Source organism: Paenibacillus sp. B2(2019) (assembly GCF_008370385.1).
In the GTDB taxonomy this organism is placed as follows: domain Bacteria; phylum Bacillota; class Bacilli; order Paenibacillales; family Paenibacillaceae; genus Paenibacillus_AQ.
The window spans coordinates 40,304-57,338 of sequence record NZ_VTZR01000003.1; the positions used below are offsets into that span (position 1 = coordinate 40,304).

Genomic DNA, 17,035 nt, shown 5'->3' on the forward strand with positions numbered 1-17,035 from the left:
TTGCGGAATGTACTTAAACAACGGCGAAACAAGACGATAGGACCGCTGACCATGAATCTGCCTAAAGGATATATTACAGCCCTGGTAGGTCAGAATGGATCTGGCAAAAGCACGCTACTGAATCTACTGATGCAGCTGACCAATCCAGAGGAAGGCGAGATATATTGGTTTGAGAACAGGTATAATAGCGGGTTGCCTCTGGAGCTGCGGCAGACCATTGCCTATGTTCCTGAGACGTCGATTACTGAGGAGAACCACTGGAATGCAGAAGAGGCAGCTCAATTTCGACAGCATTGGTATCCGAACTGGGATGAGTCGTATTTTCAGGATCTAATGGATCGCTTTGAGGTTCCATATCATATGAGGCTTTCTAAGATGTCAAAGGGTGAGCGTCGGAAATTCGAAATTGCCGCAGCACTTGCGTCACGCCCAAGTCTGCTGCTATTGGATGAACCTTCATCAGGTCTTGATCCCTTTGCCTGGAAGATTATGATCGAGACGCTTCTTAAATATATGGATGAGAACAACGCTACGATCATCATCTCCACACACATTGTGGAAGAGGTGCGGCGGTTGGCAGATTATATCGTGCTTATGCATAGAGGTGAACTGCTGGGTATGGCCGAGAAAGACAGTTTATTCGGTACTTGGACCGAGGTATGGGTACAGGTTGCAGGTGAAGAGGAGCTTGCTGAGTTATCAGCGGAATTACCGGGAGGTATTAACTTTACCATGGATACACCGGGTGTAGCTTCTTTTATCATAGAACAATTTTCTAAGAACGAGAAACGCATTCAGGACTTGGGCGTAAAGGTTATCAAGAGTCGCAGTTTAGAATTGGACGAAATATTGGGTTTATGGACACAGGGACACCGTCCTATCCTGATTGATCACAAGAGAGGGGACTAGAGAAATGGAAGCCTTAAAGCTGGAAAGTGTAATGAAGCAATATGGAGAAAAAACCGCTGTAAACGGAATTAACCTAACGGTAGGCAAGGGGGAAATTTACGGATTACTGGGGGCAAATGGTGCAGGAAAAACAACCACAATGCGCATGGTGCTTGGCCTAATTTACCCTGATGGCGGGAATATTTTGTATAATGGAAAGCCGTATAACAGCGAACTTCAGCAAACCATGGGCTATCTACCCGAAGAAAGAGGATTATATCCAAAGGTAAAGGTAAGCGATCAAATCGTCTACTTGGCACGTCTGCGCGGGATGTCGGCTAGTGATGCAGATAAGAGCCTTCGCTACTGGCTCGATCGGTTTGAGGTTCCGGATTATTACAATAAGAAGATTGAAGAGCTCTCCAAAGGGAATCAGCAGAAAATGGGCTTTATCGCCGCAGTCGTTCATAAGCCGCAAATTCTCATCCTTGATGAAGCCTTCAGTGGCTTGGACCCTGTTAACGTGGAACTACTGAAAGATACGGTAAAAGAATTACGTGATCAAGGAACGAGTATCTTATTCTCTACTCACCGGATGGAGCATGTTGAAGAGCTTTGCCGTAATATTACGATTTTGGATCGTTCCAATACTGTCGTGCAGGGCGATATTCGTACGATTAAGAGTGGGTATCCTCGTGAACAAGTATTGTTGCGTACGGATAACGAAGTGACCGGTCTAGAATCAATTGCAGGTGTAACAGCAGTACAGCGACAGGAGCGAGGTTATCTGTTGTCCATCAGTGAGATCGGCGCAGCACAACGTATCCTACAGCAGGCGATGGCACAGGGTGAAGTGGAGCATTTTGAAATTAAGGAACCAACATTAAATCAAATCTTTATCAGAGCGGTGGGTGAATCTCATGAATAAGATGGGGACAATTATTGGCTTTACCTTTAAAAATAAAGTAAGAACGAAATCATTCATGATTACTACATTAATTCTAGTGTTGCTGCTCAGCATTGGGATGAATCTTCCGTACATCATCGATCAGTTTAAGGGTGATTCTAAAACAAACGCAGAGACTCAAATTGCTGTGATCGCGGAAGAGAGAAATCAGGCTGCAGAGTTGTTGAAGGCATATACTTCACCTGAAGGAATGCCGCAGGCAAAAGTTGTGCAATATACTTCTGCCGACGATGCGGAGCTAAAGAAAGCTTTAGATGAAGGGACTGTAGAGGGGTACGTTACTTTTGCAGAACCTACTGGCGAAGGACTTCCACCCGTTACTTATCATAGTGAAAATGGTGAATTGAAGGGCGATGTGCAAATCTATCTCCAAAATGCCCTTCAGCAGGCCAACACCCAGTTCATCGTTGGCGACAAGCTGACGCAGGAGCAGATTGCTGCTATGTCAACACCGGTACAGATAGCTACTCAGCAGCTCAACCCTGATGGGACTGCGGGAGATAAAGATGCGTCGCAGGAATCCGCTCCACCTATTAATTACGTCATTGTATACGCCATGCTTATGCTGTTCTTCATGTCTATCATGATGACCGGTAATATGATCGCAGCTGAGATTACTTCAGAGAAGAGCTCGCGGATCATGGAGATTCTGATTACAAGTGCCTCACCTTTAGCGCAAATGTTCGGTAAAGTTATCGGTGTCTTCTTAGTAGGACTATTACAAATTGGCGTCATTATCGCAGCGGTAGTTGTCAATCTTAAGCTTCCGCATAATGCAACGATTTTGAAAGATTTAGACCTGGATTTAGGCCAGCTTAATATTAACTTGTTGCTTTATGGAATTGTTCTTTATGTACTAGGTTATTTCCTCTATGCCTTGATGTATGCAGCTGTAGGTTCGATTGTCAGCCGTACAGAGGATCTTGGCCAAGCGGTTATGCCGATTATGATGTTAGGCTTCGTAGCATTCTATGTTCCACTGTTCAGTATCTCTAATGCGGATACTCTGCTGGTTAAGGTAGCGAGTTATGTGCCTTTCACCTCTCCATTGACCATGCTGCTCCGAATTGGTGTTGGTGAAGTAGCGATCTGGCAAGTTATTGTATCATTAGCCATCCTGCTTGTTACCACGTTCATCTTTGGCTGGTTGGCTGCCAAGATCTATCGCACAGGCGTATTGATGTACGGCAAACGTCCAAGTATTAAAGAGATCAGAAAAGCGATGAAGGCTTACAAGATCTAAGTGGCTTCATATGAACTTTTAAGGAGTGGTAATCATGACTAAAAGTGAACAATACAATATGATGCTTTTAATGAGTTCGGTATCTCTGGCTACGGTTAGTAGAATGCTCTCGATCAATGGGTCCACTTTAATGGATTTCACTCAGGGTGTAATGACTGGGATTGCCATGGTGGGGATGATTGCGGGATTGTGGATGTACGGAAAGGCTCGTAAGAGTAAAGCGTAATAGTAGGAAATAAGGAAGCCGCGGCAGATGCCGTGGCTTTTTCTTTTTTGTGTACATATCGTAAAAGTTATTTGGAAGATAGTTGCGGACTCCAGGGCTCCTGAGTCCAATATATCCTCCGTACACTCAAATGTCGTTTCCTTTTGAGGGATTAGACAACGGATAGATTACCACTAGGCAGCAAATCCTCTTGAGCAGTCAGTTGCTCCCGCACACGCCTAAGCAGCGCTTTTAGCACAGGAACACTCTTTTGCAGGATGATGCTTATTTGAGGTAAAGATAGCTTTAGGCCATACCACATCGTTTTTATAAGTTGTTCCTCCCAAGGCAATGCCTTGGCAGACAGAAGGGACCGGCGTGCGTAATAATCGGCGCATTGTCGGATACAAGAGCGGTAAGCTTCGATAGAGAATAGCTGGCTGTCGAAGCTTTTTTGACAGAATATTTTATGAAGCTCTTTAAAAGTACGGATAGTAATCTTCTCGGCTTCTGCTGATTGTTGTAACAACATGGAACTGAGCATATAGATATCATTCGTACACTTTTGAACACACTCTGCAAATATAGTTCTACGGGGGGATTCGGCAGGTAAGGGGTCAGGCATGATAAACACGATCCTTTCAGAATTGTTTATGGGATGAACCTATAATATAGAAAAGTAAGAAATGGATTTGTTGATAAGCTCGGCGGTATCAGGTTCTGGATAACTATGTTTTTGAAGCGCAACACTGGATGGTTTATAATATAGCCGCCCTCCTTTGGAATCTCTCCCACCAGCGACAGCTCTGTACAGACGACCTTGCTCAATGTGCCCTGCCAAGGATTTACCCTGCAGCTTGGCTTTTAAATCCTGTAAAGCACCTTGCACTAGCTCAAACTGAGTCTGATCCCACTCTGAACCATGGGTACGTACTTTATCTATCGCTTCCTCTAGCCGGCAATGGTATATCATTCTGAGAAAAGAACTCCATTTAATAAGATCGAAAGTTTTGGTATTGGCAGAGATAAGACATGCCCCCCAGCTGCTACCTCCTTTACAAGTAAGTTTCAGGATGCCATAACGGCTGCCTTGATCAGCCTCCATTCCATAGTGAATAGGTTCAGGTGAATCAAAGACGAATACTTCTATGCGAGATAGTCTTCGCTGGTCCATGACAGGTTTCTCCTCCTTAGGTTTCCAAAAGCTTAAGATCTACATGGTGAATGACGTTAGCCTTCTCTATACAGGCGAGCATTTCAGCTTCATTCTCACAGACTGCGGCATGCTCCAGCCATAGTCCGAATTTCTGTTTGCGTATAACGGATAAATGTAAGGGGAAGGTGCTGCGGGATCTCATTACGTACCAACCGACAGCAACATCTTTCCACGGTTCCTTAAAAGCGGTGAGCCACGGAAAACGTTGGTGTGCTGACCAATCCTGCAGCTGTTGCTTTTCTCGGATACTTTTATATATTTCGTATATAATTGTTCGGTCCATACAGTATTCACAGGTAGATGGGCTGCTGAAATGGCGAAGTGATTCAATCTGCTTCTGACCAAAAGCATAGCCGACAATAGTTCTGTGATGATCCTCTTCGAACCACAACGCTCCAAAGCAAACATAATTTAGACTTATCGGCTCAAGTAGCCCTTGCTGAGTTCCCCAATAATAGTGTTTCATTCCTTTCACCCCGTCCAGCATGCTATCACCCTATAGATTCAGGTAACGCAAAAACCGCAGCAAGAGGAGGACCTCTGCTGCGGTTTTGGAATACAGGTATACACACACCTGTGCCAAAGCGTGGCGGATCAAGGGTCTCTCTCTTTACGCTTACGAGGTTAGCTGTCGGATTCGGACGGTGAGAGTCGCCCTACCTATGTGAGACTTGGACAGTCTCCTTCGGATTCACCCCAAGTAGGCCATGTGGCCTGATGGTTCCCCCGTTCCCTGCAAATACAGGAACTCAGCGTTGAATGTATTTTGTGAAATAGATTCAACCCGAATCATACTCTTTTCAAGGTGTTTCTGTAAAAACAGAAAGTGTTCTTTTGAGCGCGATTTAAACCAAATCCTGCCTACTACGACGGAAAAGGGAACCAAATAGGTATTTATTGCGAGTTATCGGGCTTCTTCCTCGCTTAATCTCGACTTCTTGTTTTCTTACCTATAAAGGCGATTTTTTGAGATTTCTACATTTGTGGTGAATAAAATCACATGGTATGCCCGCTTTTCGCTAATGGATTAAAACTCGAGTAAACAAGAGATATAGAGAGATTGGATATCAAGTAAGCGCTATCCAATACGAAAATAGTTTTTAATTTGCATTATTTTGGCATCAATCAGGTTTTACAATTCTTCCTGCATAAGGGTATGATTACTCCTGTTTCAACAACAATCGAATATTTGATCCGCTTAATTTCCGATAAGGAAAGCGGGGGAACCAACAATCGGCAGACGATGTGAGAGTCGGAAGCCGGTTATGGGGTGAATCCTGTAGAAGGTGCGAGTGAGCTCGCATCTATACAGGTAGGGCGACTCTCACCGCCCGAATCCGACAGCTAACCTCGTAAGCGTATGGAGAGAGGATGAGTGCAATGTGACCGCTAGCGAGCCACAGAGGAGAATCCTTTGTGGCTTTTTGCTGTGCTTTTTTAAGCAAAGCATTTATGGAAAACCTCACGAAGAGGTCGTTATATTCATCATTAGCGGTAGCTTTTCTTTCAAGATCAGGGTGATCAAGCTCTGATCTTACAAGCAAAGCATTTGAGGAGAATAAGAGATGACAGATCAGAATGAATATGTACTGGTATGTGCGCCAACGAAGGCAGGCGAACATTTTATTAAGCTTCTAAAATTCAGAGGCATTAAGATGGCCGGATTGACCAACAACTTGCCTGAGAAGGCCCTACTCGAAGAGATGGGGATTGAACAAGTCGTTCTAGTTGATACCCGCCATCAGAATACTTGGTTTCGCCCGCCGTTCCCGGTAGGACGGGTATATCTGTTCGAGAGCAGCTTTACGTTATGCTGCCGCTACATTCAGATGTGCCGCACCTGGACGACACAGCCGATTTTTGTAATCACAAGCTCAATAAATCCTAGATTGGTCTATAAAAGACTTGGTGCAAGTTATGTAATCTATTCTCACAGTGGTGATGCTGATTTTCTAATCGATAAATCACCTCATCAAGGATAAAAGAAGGAGTGCGGGAGATATGATGGATCTGTATATGGTGGCTTCGTTAGCTGTAATTTACGGGTTGTTTTATGGATTTATGCGCTGGTGCGCAGGTGTAGTTGAGGATACAGGGAGGGATAAGTTGTGATTCTAGTAATCGCTGTTACCCTACTTTTGTTTGTATATCTGGTTTACGCATTGATTCATCCGGAGAAATTTTAAGGAGGGGCATTCATGGGCATTTTGCAAATAGTTGCTGTAATCGTAATTCTTATCTTGCTGGTTAAGCCGATGGGCACGTATTTATATTATGTATTTTCTAATGAACCGAACCGTACGGATCGATGGTTTGGAGGCATGGAAAAAGGAATTTATAAGCTGATCGGCCTGAAAAAACGGGACGGAATGTCTTGGAAGAAGTATGCGCTCAGCTTTGTGTTAACAAATATCGTATTGGTTACTTTCAGTTACATTGTTCTTAGATTGCAGCGGGGATTGCCGTTAAACCCGAATGGAATTACGGATATGGAACAGACGCTTTCATTCAATACAGTGATCAGCTTTATGACCAATACGAACCTGCAGCATTATAGCGGGGAGACGGGGCTTTCGTATTTTTCACAAATGGCTGTCATCACGATGATGATGTTCACATCTGCAGCGAGCGGATTTTCTGTTGCGGTTGCCTTTGTCAGAGGAATCACGGGACGGAAATCAGTCGGGAACTTCTTCGAGGATTTCGTCAAAGCACATATTCGTGTGTTCATTCCGCTAGCTTTGTTAGTTTCATTGGTGCTGGTAGGACTACATGTGCCACAAACGCTCAAGCCATCACTTGAAGTCACTACACTAGAGGGCCAAACACAACAAATTGCTATCGGTCCAGTAGCTTCTTTAGAATCGATCAAACATCTGGGCACGAATGGTGGCGGCTTCTTCGGGGCCAATTCATCCCATCCTTTTGAGAACCCTAATCCACTTACGAACGTTCTGGAGATTCTCTCTATGTGGATGCTGCCAGCTTCGCTCCCTTATATGTACGGATTGTTTGCCAAGAACAAACGTCAGGGCTGGGTAATTTTTACCGCAATGATGACCTTGTTTGTTCTGCTATTAAGCCTAAACTTCTATGCTGAATCAAAAGGTAATCCGGCGATCAATGCACTAGGAATCGAATCTTCACAAGGTAGCATGGAAGGTAAAGAGGTGCGCTTCGGCATACCGCAGTCTTCCTTGTTTACTTCAGTAACAACCGCAGCTACGACAGGTAGTGTTAACAATATGCATGATACGCTGACGCCGCTGGGAGGCATTACGCCTCTTGCACTGATGATGCTCAACAATGTCTTCGGTGGTAAAGGTGTCGGACTGATCAATATGCTGATGTATGCGATTCTGGGTGTCTTCCTGTGCGGTCTGATGGTCGGCAGGACACCGGAGTTCCTCGGACGGAAGATAGAGGCCAAGGAGATGAAGCTGATTGCCATTGCGATCCTTGTGCATCCGTTCATTATCCTTGTGCCAACTGCAGCTGCGTTCCTGACCGATTTGGGGCAAGGGGCGATTACGAACACTGGATTCCATGGACTCAGCCAAGTGTTATATGAATATGTCTCTTCTGCCGCGAACAATGGCTCAGGATTTGAAGGACTTGCGGACAACACAACCTTCTGGAATGTTACAACCGGGATTGTCATGCTGCTAGGTCGTTATGTTTCTATTATCGCAATGTTGGCGGTAGCAGGTTCTTTGCTTCAGAAGAAGCCGGTTCCTGAGACGATTGGCACGTTCCGCACAGACAATGGACTGTTTACGGGAATTCTGATTGGTACAGTAGTGATTATCGGTGCGTTGACGTTCCTGCCGGTCATTGTACTCGGCCCCATTGCAGAATATCTAACCTTACGGTAGGAAGAGGGAGAATAAGATGAGTACTGTAAAAAGAAAAAAGCTGCTGACGGGACCCATACTCCTAAGCGCTGTAAAGGATAGCTTTATAAAGCTTAACCCAGTAACGCTAATCAAAAATCCAGTCATGTTCGTGGTAGAGGTCGGTACGATCATTGTACTCCTCATGGTGCTGGCTCCTGGATATTTTAATGCTGAGCAATCGATAGGATTCAATATCACAGTGTTGTTCATTCTGCTATTTACAGTGCTGTTTGCGAACTTCGCTGAAGCACTGGCGGAAGGCCGCGGTAAAGCCCAAGCTGATTCGCTTAAGAAAACGAAACAAGATATCACTGCCAACAAACTGGTTGGAGGGTCGGTGAAAACAGTATCCTCCTCCGAACTGCGTAAAGGGGATATCGTCATCGTCAGTCAGGGTGAACTCATCCCTGGTGACGGTGAAGTGATTGAAGGGCTGGCTTCCGTAGATGAATCAGCGATTACAGGTGAATCTGCACCTGTAATCAAGGAAGCTGGTGGGGACTTTGGTTCCGTTACAGGCGGCACGCGGGTCGTCAGTGATGAGATCAAAGTCAGAATTACTAGTGATCCTGGTGAGTCGTTTCTAGATCGGATGATTTCCCTCGTTGAAGGGGCGAAACGTCAGAAGACACCTAATGAAATCGCGCTAAATACGCTTTTGATCAGTCTGACGCTGATTTTCTTGATTGTAGTAGTGACCTTGCGGCCGATTGCAACTTATCTAGGTGTTGATCTTGATATTCCCGTCATGATCGCCTTGTTGGTCTGTCTGATTCCGACAACAATCGGGGGGCTACTCTCCGCAATCGGAATAGCGGGTATGGACCGGGTGACCCAGTTTAATGTACTCGCCATGTCGGGTAAGGCAGTTGAGGCTGCCGGCGATATTAATACGATGATCCTAGATAAGACCGGTACGATTACCTTTGGGAACCGGATGGCGAGTGAATTTGTACCAGTCGGAAATGAATCCGAAGCGGAGCTTACGGCATGGGCGGCCATCAGTTCCCTAAAGGATGAGACGCCTGAGGGACGTTCTGTAATTGAGCTGGCCAAAAAGCTGGAACGCAGCTATGACAGCAAGCTTGCTGAAGGTGGCGAATTCGTAGAGTTTAAGGCCGAAACTCGGATGAGTGGTATTGACCTGCAAGATGGACGCTGCGTACGCAAAGGTGCGGTAGACTCCGTGAAGAAATGGGTACAGTCGAAAGGCGGTGTCATTCCCGCGAACCTCGACAGTAATTCTGATGCCATCGCCCGGATGGGGGGGACCCCGTTAGCGGTTGCGGTAGACAATCGGATCTATGGACTTATTTACTTGAAGGATACCGTAAAGCCAGGCATGAAAGAGCGGTTTGATGAGCTGCGGAAAATGGGGATCAAGACCATCATGTGTACGGGTGACAATCCGCTGACCGCAGCTACGATTGCCCGTGAAGCGGGGGTAGATGATTTCATCGCTGAAAGTACACCTGAGGATAAAATAGCAGTCATTCGCCGCGAACAGAACGAGGGTAAGCTGGTTGCCATGACTGGGGATGGTACAAATGATGCCCCTGCCCTTGCACAAGCTGATGTGGGCTTAGCCATGAATAGCGGCACTACAGCTGCTAAGGAAGCAGCAAATATGGTCGATTTGGACTCTGACCCTTCGAAGATTATAGAGGTCGTAGCGATTGGTAAACAGCTGCTGATGACGCGGGGCGCGTTAACAACCTTTAGTATCGCGAATGATATCGCGAAGTATTTCGCTATTATTCCGGCGATGTTCATGCTCGCCATTCCTGAAATGGAAGCCCTGAATGTAATGGGACTAGGCTCGCCAAGCTCGGCTATAATATCCGCCTTAATATTTAATGCGATTATTATTCCGCTGCTCATCCCACTGGCTATGAAGGGTGTGTCGTATAAAGCTATGAGTTCTACGAAGCTGCTTGGACGCAATATATTTATCTATGGGCTAGGCGGAGTGGTTGTTCCATTTGCTGGCATCAAGCTCATTGATATGATCGTAAGTGTATGGATTTAACGACGTGTTGACTAATCATTGAAAGGGTGAGAGCATCGTGAATAACGGAAACTCCATGGAGGACACTGAAGAGCAGTTATCATCATCGAAAGGTGCTTATTTCTTTATTATTGTGCGACTAAGTTTAGTATTTATTGTTCTCTGCGGAGTGATCTATCCTCTGACAACTACAGCGCTTGCCCAGGTTCTAATGCCGTCGCAGGCGAACGGCAGCTTGCTTAAGAATGATGCTGGAGTAGTTGTAGGCTCGGAACTCATCGGGCAGAACTTTACGAATCCAGCTTTATTTCATGGTCGTGTGTCTAGTATTGAGTATAAAGCAGAAGCTTCAGGTTCCAATAACTACGCTCCATCCAATCCGGATATGCTGCAGCGGACAAAGGATTTCATTACGCAGTGGAAGCTCGATAATCCGGATGTGCCCGTGAACAAATTGCCAGTTGATTTGGTCACCAACTCGGGTTCGGGGCTTGATCCGCATATCACACCAGCTTCAGCTATGGTGCAGATTCCTCGGATTAGCAATTTAACCGGTATTCCTGCGACACAGCTGGAAGAGCTCGTAAATAAGCATACCGAGGGTCGTGACTTAGGGTTGTTTGGTGAAGAACGGGTCAATGTGTTGAAGCTGAACATGGATCTACTGAAACTAGCGAACAAATAAATATAGTAAATGTCCCTGCCAGATTACTAGAATCGGGCAGGGATATCTTGCTTTCTAAAATATAAGAAAGTATAAGTTTTACATTATACATCATCCTTATATTTCTACGAGAAACGGCTGTCATCTTTGAAGGACGACAACGTCGTTTCTTCTTGGAACAGAAGGGTACATGCATGATCGGGGTTATTAAGGAGTGGTCTTGATGGGAACATACCGGAGGAAGACGCCGGAGGAGCTGCTGCTCTCTATCTATGAGCTGCATCGGGGACGTCTGAAGATCTATATCGGTCCAGTCAGTGGGTCGGGCAAAACGTATCAGATGCTGCGTGAGGGCCAGGCGCTAAAAGCGCAGGGAATCGATGTTGTGATCTGTGCGGTTTCGACGAATCAGAGTCCAGAAACTAAGGATCAGCTGGGCGATTTGGAACGGATACCAAGTATTCATTGGTTTCAGAAAGATATAGAGAAGAAGGATCTTGATGTAGCTGCTATTGTGGCACGTAATCCAGAAGTTGTGCTAACCGATGGCTTGGCTCACCAGAATCGCGAGGGTGCGGAGAGGTCTGGAAGACTGGAAGATATCAAATATTTATTGAGCAATGGGATTAGTGTCATTACAACTGTAAACGTATACGAACTGGAGGGTGCTGCGGATTTAGTGCGGAAGTGGACCGGGATTGAGGTAGAGCATTCCCTTCCTGCAGAGGTGCTTACCCTTGCCGATGATATCGTTCTAATTGATGTGACTCCAGAAAAGATACTTCAGCGCTTGTCCGATGGACATTTAGGGAAGCACCAGCAGAGATCGCTTTTTAACAAGGGTAATTTAAGCAAGCTGCGGGAGCTGGCACTTCGGATGGTCGCTGAGGATGTTAATGATTCGCTGGAGAAACACCGGGAAGAACAAGGGTTGCAGGGAGCTTCGGGGATCGCAGAAAAGGTGTTGGTATCTGCGCAGTATTATTGGAACGGCTCGATCCATATCCGACGTGGACAGCAGATTGCCAAGCGGTTAAATGGGGATCTGTCAGTGGTGTCATTCTGGAAGCAGGGTCTCACCCTTTCTAAGGAAGCAGCTACCTTTAAGCGTTCCCTCTGGAAGCTGACCGAGAAGATTGGTGCCTCTATGGAGGAGATCACCTTTCGCTCGAAGCGGGAGATCCCACGTCTGTTGGTAAAATACGCGATCGAACACAATATTACCCGAATCGTTATGGGACACTCCAAGCAGACCGCTTGGCAGGAATTATGGAAAGGCTCAATCGCTAATTCGTTACTGAAGCAAATCCGAGGTGTGGATGTGTTCTTCGTGGCGGATCGCGCAGACCGTGAGGGAGAACGTGTACTTCCAACCCGGCAGACTCGTAATGAACGGAAAGCGGATGCCTATCACAGGTTAAGCAGTCAGGAAGTAAAGGATAAAATCGATGCGATTCGCGGAGGAACCTTTAAGGTATATATCGGGGCTGCTCCCGGTGTGGGCAAGACTTACAAGATGCTGCGTGAAGGAAACGATCTCTTGAAGAGAGGGATCGATGTCGTGATAGGACTCCTTGAAACGCATGGCCGCAAAGAAACCCTTGAACAAATTGGCGATTTGGAGACCCTTCCGCGTCTACGTATGGAGTACCGCGGGACTATCCTTGAGGAGATGGATACGGCAGCAATTATTAAGCGTAATCCAGAAGTCGTGCTAGTGGATGAACTCGCTCATACCAATATGCCAGGCAGCAAACATAAGAAGCGGTATATGGATGTTATGGAGCTGCTGGATGCGGGAATATCTGTGATTTCTACCGTGAATGTGCAGCATTTAGAAAGTCTGAATGACGCCGTAGAGCAAATTACAGGAGTTAGAGTAAGGGAGACTTTTCCGGACAGCATTCTACAGCGGGCAAATGAGGTAGAGCTTATCGATGTATCACCCAAGACGCTTCAAGAGCGAATGAAGGATGGAAAAATATATGCCATGGCCAAGGTGGATCAGGCGCTGGGGGCTTTTTTCAAAATCGGGAATTTGATCGCCCTTCGGGAGCTGGCGTTGCGGGAAATTGCTGATGATGTTGATGAAAGGCTAGAATCTTGGGAACGTGTTGGTTCGTTACGGGGACCTTGGCGGCGTCAGGAAGTTATATATGTGTGTATCACCTTGGGGGATCATGCGGAGCGTTTAATTCGGCGTGGTTTTCGGATTGCATATCGTCTAAAAGCTTGCTGGTATGTTACGTATGTGCAGGAATTTAAACAAAATGGACCCGTATATGATAAACGTATAAATGATTTAAAGGAATTAACGGAACGACTGGGTGGAACGTTCAAGATGATTGAGAGCGGGCTCCCCGCCCGAGTGGCGTCGTTGCTGCTTGAAAGATCTCAAGCTTTGCAAAGCACTCAGATTATTATCGGTCAATCACAACGCTCATGGCTGCGAAAAAGTATCCGCGGCGATGTTACCAAGCAGATTCTGCGTTCTGCCAGAAACGTGGATGTGCTGGTCGTGGCAGATCTCATACGTGAGGAAGCATAGACTATGACTAACAAGTAAAAACGCCTTCGGCGTCCCTAAAGGACGGTAAGCGTTTATGCGAGAAATATAAGAATAATGTATAGCGTGAAAATTATAGATTCTTATATTTTGAAAAAAGGGTACCTTCAAGCCTATTGGCTATGAGGATACCCTTTTTTGCAGCTATGAATTACATCATGTACTGAATAGTTTAATGGCTTAATTATTGGGCAGCTTCGATGAGTGCTTTGAGCGCAGGAAGATTAAATCCCTTGATCGCTTGATCCCCTGCTACAGTGACAGGAACACCCATGAATCCAAGCTTCTCAACTTCCTCTTGATAGACTGTGCTGGTCATAACATCTCTTACTTCAAAAGGGACACCCTGCTCCGTAAGATAATTTTTAACCAAATTACAGTCACTGCACCCTGCGGTTGAATAGACAATCACTGGCTCACTCATTGGTTCACAGCCTCTTTGATAGCATCTCTTGTGATTTTCCAGTGGGAAGTGTTCCAGCGAACCTCATTATCCTCAAGCAGGAAGAGTTGTGGAGATTCATGTTTGATGCCAAAATCCTCAGCAATTTGATTGGAAACGGGACGATCCTCGATGACTAAGACCACTGCAGCGGCAGTATCCGCATCCTTCAGATAAGCCTGAAATTCTTCATTAGCTTTAGCACTAATCGGGCAGGTCGTGCTGTGTTTGAACAGCAGCTTCTTGCCAGGCTTAGCTACATATTGCTCAAGATCCTCCAGCGTATGGAGTTGTTGAATAGACATAGATATCACCCTCCTGGGATCGTTATTTTGCTAACAATTGTGTTGTTAACAACCTGTAATCATGATTGTAACATATATCAAAATTAAAACAAAAAGGATTCTGAAAGGCTTGCACACGAGGCGATGTACCTGAAACCAATCGCGTTGAAAAAAAGAGTACAGCATGCTAAGGTGAAAAGAAGCAACATGCCTAACCATATCGCTACGAGATAGGAGTGTTCAGAAGAATGAAGAGAGTTGCATGTGTAACTGGAGCTGATCGTGGGCTCGGACTGTCGCTTGTACGTTCGTTGCTGGCCAACCAGTTCTCAGTATTTGCAGGACAGTTTTTGAAAGAATCAGAAGATTTGAAAGCGCTTAAAGAGCGATATCCTGAACAGTTGGAGCTTATCCCCCTAGATATCAGCAATAAAGATAGTGTAAAGCAGGCTGCGAGAGTGATAGCCAGTAAAACTGGATATGTCGATATGATTATTAATAATGCAGGTATTATTCGTTCTGCTGATAATGCTACTGTGCTGGTGGAGCTGGATGATGAAGGCATGGCAGAAATATATAATGTAAATACGCTTGGCGCGTTAAGAGTCAGCAATGCACTGATGGGACTATTACTACAAAGTGAGGATAAATTAATCGTCAATATTTCATCAGAGGCAGGCAGTATTGCCCGAAATAAGCGTATCAACATGTATGGCTATTGTATGTCGAAGGCAGCACTGAATATGCAGTCCTCCTTGATGCATAATCATCTGAAAACGCTTGGCGGTCAAGTAATGGTGTTCCATCCTGGCTGGCTGCAGACTTATATGCATGGTAAGAAGGATGAGCAAGCGGAAATGACTCCTGAACAGTCCGCGGAGCAGATTATCGACCTTGTTCTGGATTATAAAAAATATAAGAGCGAGGAACCAGCCTATCTGGATACGGATGGCAGCTCATGACCGTGGTAGAACGGATATTTCAAAATAGATAAGAAGAAAGGCGCTGATAACATGTCTACACTAAAAGCACTCGCACTCGGAAGCTACTCGGAGGTTAAATATCACCCCTTTGCTGGCGTGGATCGGGAGATCGAACAAATCCTTGCGAATGACTTACAGGTTTTCTCTTCAGAGGATTATTTACTTCTCAATAAAGAAACGTTGTCTGACTACAAGCTGGTAATCTCCTACACTGAATTTTCTGATGACAAAATCCCCGCGGATCAAAGTGGTGCTTTGCTATCCTATGTGGCTGGCGGGGGCGGACTACTAGTGGTACATAACGGAATTTCCTTACAGCGCAATCAGGAGCTTGGCGCTATGCTGGGCGCACATTTCACCCATCATCCAGAGTATACTTCGCTGCAGATGTCCATACCCGCACGAGAGCATCCCATTATGCAGGGAATTGAAGAATTTGTAATTGAGGATGAGCCATATTATTTTGAGATGCATCCTTATTTCGAAACAACGGTGCTCGCTGAATATTCTCATGAGGGAGCTATGCGCAAAGCGGCTTGGTGTCACGAATTTGGCTTGGGCCGGGTTGTTTATTTAATGCCAGGGCATCATTTACCATCATTCTCAGTAGAACCATTCCGCGAAATGATTCGTAGAGGTGGGCTTTGGGCAGCAGGATTATTGTAGAATATAAGCGGCGGATATACTTGTTGTAAGATTATAAATGAGTCCAACTGTGGGATAACTACGGTTGGATTTTTTTTGTTGACTCTTACATTGATGTCAGGGTTTATACTGGTGTAGAACAATTCTCATGAACCCCGGGGAGATTGCTATGAAAATAGGTGAGCTTGCTAAACTGACGGGCGTAAGCGTCCGTTCAATTCGTTATTATGAGAGTCAGGGATTAATATCGCCGATCCGTCAGGCCAACGGATATCGGGAGTACTCTCCGCTCGCTGTGGAGACGGTAGAAACGATAAAATTATATTTGAACCTGGGTCTGTCCACAGAGCAGATCGCGGGCTTTCTACATTGTGTTTTGAAGAACAAAGAAGCTTTCTGCGCAGAAGTGATGCCACTATACCGTAGCAAGCTTGAGGATATTGAACGTCAGCTTGTAGAACTGAATCAGATCAAACGCAATTTGGAAGAAAGAATGGCCTCTATCTTGCAAGAGCAGAACGAGAATAGTTTAGAGGCATGTACACTGGAGAGTTTGGAGTAGGTACTGCTGGAGTTGAAAACTTTGAGGAGGAATGACAAATGGCTATTACAAATGCAGATAGCGCTGATTGGGTACGAGCAGAGATTCGCGGTGGTGGAACGGTTTTGGTAGATTACGGTGCGCCATGGTGTCCCCCTTGCAAGGTGCTGTTGCCTCTTTTGGAAGATCTTCATCAGGAATATGGAGACGATGTCTCTATAGTGAAGGTGAATTGTGACGAATTGCCGGATCTGGCTGGGGAAGCTGGTGTTATGGGGATGCCTACAGTCATTGTATATAAAGATGGGCAGCCAATGGAAAAGTTGGTTGGCCTACGTCCGATAGCAGCCTACCAAGGGATATTGAACAAGGTTATTCTAGCATAGGGAATTGGAATTTAGTTGTATTTTGATGCTATATTAATTTCAAGCTGAGAAGGCATTAAGAAGCCTCATCCGGATATTTTCCTGCGTGCACTCGATAGGCT

The 17,035-nt window shown here is 45.5% G+C and carries 19 protein-coding genes and 2 riboswitches; of the genes, 14 read left to right on the top strand and 5 right to left on the bottom strand.

Going from position 1 to position 17,035, the window contains the following annotated elements; translation table 11 throughout:
* Positions 1-51: 51 nt before the first annotated feature.
* The 4 genes from PAENI_RS05755 to PAENI_RS05770 are packed head-to-tail and all read left to right on the top strand — an operon-like array spanning position 52 to position 3,324.
* On the top strand, positions 52-909 hold the full coding sequence (locus tag PAENI_RS05755) for an ATP-binding cassette domain-containing protein (RefSeq protein WP_410477456.1): 858 nt from the start codon (positions 52-54) through the stop codon (positions 907-909).
* Positions 910-913: 4 nt separating this feature from the next.
* Positions 914-1,816 (top strand): ABC transporter ATP-binding protein, encoded by a 903-nt coding sequence (locus PAENI_RS05760; RefSeq protein ID WP_076285924.1) that lies wholly within the window; start codon positions 914-916, stop codon positions 1,814-1,816.
* On the top strand, positions 1,809-3,098 hold the full coding sequence (locus tag PAENI_RS05765) for an ABC transporter permease (protein ID WP_149644623.1): 1,290 nt from the start codon (positions 1,809-1,811) through the stop codon (positions 3,096-3,098). The genes PAENI_RS05760 and PAENI_RS05765 overlap by 8 nt, the downstream gene beginning before the upstream one ends.
* Before the next feature lie 34 nt (positions 3,099-3,132).
* Entirely contained in the window at positions 3,133-3,324 is a 192-nt protein-coding gene (locus PAENI_RS05770; RefSeq protein WP_149644624.1) for a hypothetical protein, read from the top strand.
* Positions 3,325-3,475: 151 nt separating this feature from the next.
* Here the strand turns inward: PAENI_RS05770 and PAENI_RS05775 are convergent, their stop codons facing one another.
* From PAENI_RS05775 to PAENI_RS05785, 3 genes are all read right to left on the bottom strand, one after another.
* Positions 3,476-3,835 (bottom strand): hypothetical protein, encoded by a 360-nt coding sequence (locus PAENI_RS05775; protein WP_223178908.1) that lies wholly within the window; start codon positions 3,833-3,835, stop codon positions 3,476-3,478.
* Between the two features lie 132 nt (positions 3,836-3,967).
* Positions 3,968-4,477: a hypothetical protein gene (locus PAENI_RS05780; protein WP_094877483.1), complete on the bottom strand. Its 510-nt coding sequence runs from the start codon at positions 4,475-4,477 to the stop codon at positions 3,968-3,970.
* A gap of 16 nt (positions 4,478-4,493) precedes the next feature.
* Positions 4,494-4,985, bottom strand: a complete 492-nt coding sequence (locus PAENI_RS05785; protein ID WP_149644626.1) for a hypothetical protein — start codon at positions 4,983-4,985, stop codon at positions 4,494-4,496.
* A gap of 133 nt (positions 4,986-5,118) precedes the next feature.
* Positions 5,119-5,284: riboswitch (cyclic di-AMP (ydaO/yuaA leader) on the bottom strand.
* A gap of 420 nt (positions 5,285-5,704) precedes the next feature.
* A riboswitch (cyclic di-AMP (ydaO/yuaA leader) is annotated at positions 5,705-5,894 on the top strand.
* Positions 5,895-6,084: 190 nt separating this feature from the next.
* Between PAENI_RS05785 and PAENI_RS05790 the strand changes: the two genes are divergently transcribed.
* The 6 genes from PAENI_RS05790 (at position 6,085) to PAENI_RS05815 (ending at position 13,635) form a co-directional block, all read left to right on the top strand.
* Positions 6,085-6,501, top strand: coding sequence for a hypothetical protein (locus tag PAENI_RS05790; protein WP_076285918.1), 417 nt, complete (start codon positions 6,085-6,087; stop codon positions 6,499-6,501).
* 126 nt (positions 6,502-6,627) lie between these two features.
* Complete coding sequence (kdpF, locus tag PAENI_RS33010) at positions 6,628-6,705, top strand: K(+)-transporting ATPase subunit F (RefSeq protein WP_076285959.1); 78 nt, start codon at positions 6,628-6,630, stop codon at positions 6,703-6,705.
* Positions 6,706-6,717: 12 nt separating this feature from the next.
* Positions 6,718-8,394 carry a potassium-transporting ATPase subunit KdpA gene (gene kdpA / locus PAENI_RS05800; protein ID WP_149644627.1) on the top strand — a complete coding sequence of 559 codons (1,677 nt, stop codon included), beginning with the start codon at positions 6,718-6,720 and terminating at the stop codon, positions 8,392-8,394.
* Positions 8,395-8,410: 16 nt separating this feature from the next.
* Positions 8,411-10,444 carry a potassium-transporting ATPase subunit KdpB gene (gene kdpB, locus PAENI_RS05805; protein WP_076285916.1) on the top strand — a complete coding sequence of 678 codons (2,034 nt, stop codon included), beginning with the start codon at positions 8,411-8,413 and terminating at the stop codon, positions 10,442-10,444.
* Between the two features lie 55 nt (positions 10,445-10,499).
* On the top strand, positions 10,500-11,108 hold the full coding sequence (gene kdpC / locus PAENI_RS05810) for a potassium-transporting ATPase subunit KdpC (RefSeq protein ID WP_149644685.1): 609 nt from the start codon (positions 10,500-10,502) through the stop codon (positions 11,106-11,108).
* A 202-nt stretch (positions 11,109-11,310) separates the two neighbouring features.
* Positions 11,311-13,635, top strand: coding sequence for a histidine kinase (locus PAENI_RS05815; protein WP_149644628.1), 2,325 nt, complete (start codon positions 11,311-11,313; stop codon positions 13,633-13,635).
* Between the two features lie 202 nt (positions 13,636-13,837).
* On the opposite strand, the gene PAENI_RS05820 is transcribed toward PAENI_RS05815, so the two are convergent.
* Positions 13,838-14,077, bottom strand: coding sequence for a glutaredoxin family protein (locus PAENI_RS05820; protein WP_042184561.1), 240 nt, complete (start codon positions 14,075-14,077; stop codon positions 13,838-13,840).
* Entirely contained in the window at positions 14,074-14,400 is a 327-nt protein-coding gene (gene ytxJ / locus PAENI_RS05825; RefSeq protein ID WP_042123836.1) for a bacillithiol system redox-active protein YtxJ, read from the bottom strand. The genes PAENI_RS05820 and ytxJ overlap by 4 nt, the downstream gene beginning before the upstream one ends.
* Before the next feature lie 227 nt (positions 14,401-14,627).
* Between ytxJ and PAENI_RS05830 the strand changes: the two genes are divergently transcribed.
* The 4 genes from PAENI_RS05830 to PAENI_RS05845 all read left to right on the top strand — a co-directional run bounded on the left by PAENI_RS05830 (position 14,628) and on the right by PAENI_RS05845 (position 16,934).
* Positions 14,628-15,341, top strand: coding sequence for an SDR family NAD(P)-dependent oxidoreductase (locus tag PAENI_RS05830; RefSeq protein ID WP_149644629.1), 714 nt, complete (start codon positions 14,628-14,630; stop codon positions 15,339-15,341).
* A 51-nt stretch (positions 15,342-15,392) separates the two neighbouring features.
* Complete coding sequence (locus tag PAENI_RS05835) at positions 15,393-16,028, top strand: ThuA domain-containing protein (RefSeq protein WP_149644630.1); 636 nt, start codon at positions 15,393-15,395, stop codon at positions 16,026-16,028.
* Between the two features lie 148 nt (positions 16,029-16,176).
* Positions 16,177-16,569 (top strand): MerR family transcriptional regulator, encoded by a 393-nt coding sequence (locus PAENI_RS05840; protein ID WP_149644631.1) that lies wholly within the window; start codon positions 16,177-16,179, stop codon positions 16,567-16,569.
* 38 nt (positions 16,570-16,607) lie between these two features.
* Positions 16,608-16,934, top strand: coding sequence for a thioredoxin family protein (locus tag PAENI_RS05845; protein WP_042184566.1), 327 nt, complete (start codon positions 16,608-16,610; stop codon positions 16,932-16,934).
* The last annotated feature ends 101 nt before the right edge of the window (positions 16,935-17,035 follow it).

Excerpts from the sequence above, each read along its gene's own strand:
- PAENI_RS05775 (WP_223178908.1), bottom strand. The coding sequence starts at position 3,835 with ATGTTGTTACAACAATCAGCAGAAGCCGAGAAGATTACTATCCGTACT.
- PAENI_RS05840 (WP_149644631.1), top strand. The coding sequence starts at position 16,177 with ATGAAAATAGGTGAGCTTGCTAAACTGACGGGCGTAAGCGTCCGTTCA.
- PAENI_RS05780 (WP_094877483.1), bottom strand. The coding sequence starts at position 4,477 with ATGGACCAGCGAAGACTATCTCGCATAGAAGTATTCGTCTTTGATTCA.
- PAENI_RS05830 (WP_149644629.1), top strand. The coding sequence starts at position 14,628 with ATGAAGAGAGTTGCATGTGTAACTGGAGCTGATCGTGGGCTCGGACTG.
- PAENI_RS05785 (WP_149644626.1), bottom strand. The coding sequence starts at position 4,985 with ATGAAACACTATTATTGGGGAACTCAGCAAGGGCTACTTGAGCCGATA.
- PAENI_RS05835 (WP_149644630.1), top strand. The coding sequence starts at position 15,393 with ATGTCTACACTAAAAGCACTCGCACTCGGAAGCTACTCGGAGGTTAAA.
- PAENI_RS05760 (WP_076285924.1), top strand. The coding sequence starts at position 914 with ATGGAAGCCTTAAAGCTGGAAAGTGTAATGAAGCAATATGGAGAAAAA.
- kdpC (WP_149644685.1), top strand. The coding sequence starts at position 10,500 with ATGGAGGACACTGAAGAGCAGTTATCATCATCGAAAGGTGCTTATTTC.
- ytxJ (WP_042123836.1), bottom strand. The coding sequence starts at position 14,400 with ATGTCTATTCAACAACTCCATACGCTGGAGGATCTTGAGCAATATGTA.
- PAENI_RS05755 (WP_410477456.1), top strand. The coding sequence starts at position 52 with ATGAATCTGCCTAAAGGATATATTACAGCCCTGGTAGGTCAGAATGGA.
- PAENI_RS05790 (WP_076285918.1), top strand. The coding sequence starts at position 6,085 with ATGACAGATCAGAATGAATATGTACTGGTATGTGCGCCAACGAAGGCA.
- kdpB (WP_076285916.1), top strand. The coding sequence starts at position 8,411 with ATGAGTACTGTAAAAAGAAAAAAGCTGCTGACGGGACCCATACTCCTA.
- PAENI_RS05770 (WP_149644624.1), top strand. The coding sequence starts at position 3,133 with ATGACTAAAAGTGAACAATACAATATGATGCTTTTAATGAGTTCGGTA.
- kdpA (WP_149644627.1), top strand. The coding sequence starts at position 6,718 with ATGGGCATTTTGCAAATAGTTGCTGTAATCGTAATTCTTATCTTGCTG.
- PAENI_RS05815 (WP_149644628.1), top strand. The coding sequence starts at position 11,311 with ATGGGAACATACCGGAGGAAGACGCCGGAGGAGCTGCTGCTCTCTATC.
- PAENI_RS05820 (WP_042184561.1), bottom strand. The coding sequence starts at position 14,077 with ATGAGTGAGCCAGTGATTGTCTATTCAACCGCAGGGTGCAGTGACTGT.
- PAENI_RS05845 (WP_042184566.1), top strand. The coding sequence starts at position 16,608 with ATGGCTATTACAAATGCAGATAGCGCTGATTGGGTACGAGCAGAGATT.
- PAENI_RS05765 (WP_149644623.1), top strand. The coding sequence starts at position 1,809 with ATGAATAAGATGGGGACAATTATTGGCTTTACCTTTAAAAATAAAGTA.